Annotated in this window: 2 protein-coding genes; both read right to left on the reverse strand. The window is 72.9% G+C overall.

The window, feature by feature from the left end:
• Positions 1-250: 250 nt before the first annotated feature.
• A complete protein-coding gene (locus Q0R63_RS15845) occupies positions 251-961 on the reverse strand; it encodes a response regulator (RefSeq protein ID WP_295699285.1) in 711 nt (236 codons plus the stop codon).
• Between the two features lie 74 nt (positions 962-1035).
• Positions 1036-2200: ATP-binding protein (locus tag Q0R63_RS15850; RefSeq protein ID WP_295699288.1), on the reverse strand; the 1165-nt coding region annotated here is incomplete at its 5' end.

Here is a 2200-nt window from a genome sequence, read left to right on the forward strand (position 1 = left end):
ACCACCGACAGCCCCTCGTCCGTCACGATCACCAATCCCGTTGTCCACATGGGGTGTTCGTGACCTCTCGGTATCCACAGGGGACGAATCAGGGCTTGACAGGATCCCTCCTCGCCCCAGGTGCGCCGTCAAACAGGCAAAGGTGGCCGGCGGCCCGGCATACCGGGGCAGGTCGGGCACGGCTGGTCCCCTTGTATGTTCGGCTGACCACGTCGTCCCAGCGCTGACCCGGCGGCGACCCAGCCGAGACTTAGCCACTGCCGCCGCCCGTCCACCGGTACTCCACCTCGGGCCGGCCCGCGCCGGCGTGCCGCGACCGCCGGACCGCCAGGGCACTGTCCACGAGGTGCTCGAGGTAGCGCCTCGCGGTCACCCGCGAGACGCCCACCACGGCCGCCACCTCGCCGGCCGACCGCCCGCCGGACTGACCTTCCGGGGACACCCCTCCGGCCGCCCGCACCACCTCGAGCACCCGCCCCCACACGTCCTCGGACAACCCCTTGGGCAGGGCTCCCACCGACCGGGACGACCCCGCCCGCAGCTCGCCGAGCACCTCGTCAACCTCGCGTTGGGTCGCGACTGCCGCCTGCTCCGTCGTCCGGCGCCGGTAGTCGCGATACCCCTCGAGCCGTTCCCGCAGGGAGGCGAAGACGAAGGGCTTGAGGAGGTACTGCACGACCCCCAGCGACACCGCGCCCCGGACGACGTCAAGATCACGCGCCGACGTCACGGCGATGACGTCGGCCGGCACCCCGGCGGCGCGCATCGACCGGACGACGTCGAGACCGTGGCCGTCGGGCAGGTGCATGTCGAGCAGCACGAGATCGACGGTGCCCAAGCCCAGCACACGCAATGCCTCACGCGCCGAGTGCACGGTCGCCACGACGGTGAAGCCCGCCACCCGTTCGACGTATGCCGTGTGCGCATCGGCCGCGATCGGCTCGTCCTCGACGACGAGCACCCGAAGGTCCCCCGGCGACGCGGGGTCACGGGGCTGGGGCCCGATGGAAGTCGTTGCAGGAGAGTCCATCCCACTCACCCGGCAACTTCGGCCAGGCGATCCCCGGACGGCTCGAGTCGCAGCGGCAGTCGCACCGTCCACGTCGCGCCGGGTGGCTCGGACACCGTCACCGTGCCCCCGAGCCGCGTCGTGCACTGCAGGACGAGCGCGAGCCCCAGCCCCCGCCCGGGTGCCCCGAGCACCCCCTGCCCGTCGACCCCCTGGGTGTTCGCCGCCTGTGCCCCTGTCTTGGACGACCACCCCCGGGTGAAGGCCCGCGCCGCCTGCGGGGCGGTCAGGCCGGGGCCGTTGTCGCGCACGACGATCACGCACTCCCCACCCTCGAGGTGGGCGGCGAAACCGACGGCGGGGGACGGCATACCGGCGACGGCGTCGAGGGCGTTGTCGAGGAGGTTGCCGACGATCGTGACGAGGTCGCGTGAGGGTGCGACGCCCTCGGGCAGCTGCGTGGTCTCGTCGATGTCGAAGTCGATGCCGCGTTCGCCGGCCTGCGCCGCCTTGCCGAGCAGCAGTGCGGTGAGCGCCGGTTCGGCGACGGCGGCGACGAAGGCGTCGGTCAGCTTCTGCGAGGCGGTGAGCTCCTCGGTCGCGAAACGCAGCGCCTCGTCGGTGCGCCCGAGCTCGATGAGCGAGACGACGGTGTGCAGCCGGTTGGCCGACTCGTGCGCCTGGGAGTGCAGCGCGTCGGCGAGGCCGCGGGCCGAGTCGAGCTCACCCGTGAGGGCCTCGAGGTCGGTCCGGTCGCGCAGTGTGGCGACGGTGCCGAGGTCCCGGCCCTGCCAGATTGCCCGGGCCTGGTTGAGGACGACGACCCGCGCGTCGGTGACGTGCAACTCGTCGGTGCGCGGCTCCCCCCCGGCGAGCGCGGCCACCAGGTCGGGGGCCAACGGGAGGTCGGTGACCAGTTGCCCGCCGACGTCCTCGGGCAGCCCGAGCAGCCGCCGGCCCTCGTCGTTGACGAGGGCGACCCGGCCGTCCCGGTCGATGAGCAGCAGCCCCTCGCGGACGGCATGGAGGACGGCGTCGTAGTACTCGTACATCCGCCGCAGGTCGGCCGTGTTCATCCCCCGCGTCTCGCGCCGCACGTGTCGGGCGACGAGCCAGGTCCCGACACCGGCGATGAGGGCGGCGACGACCGCCGCGATGATCAGCCCGGGGACTTGGGCGGCGACCTGGTTG

This window comes from Lapillicoccus sp., from assembly GCF_025353065.1.
Classification (GTDB): domain Bacteria; phylum Actinomycetota; class Actinomycetes; order Actinomycetales; family Dermatophilaceae; genus Lapillicoccus.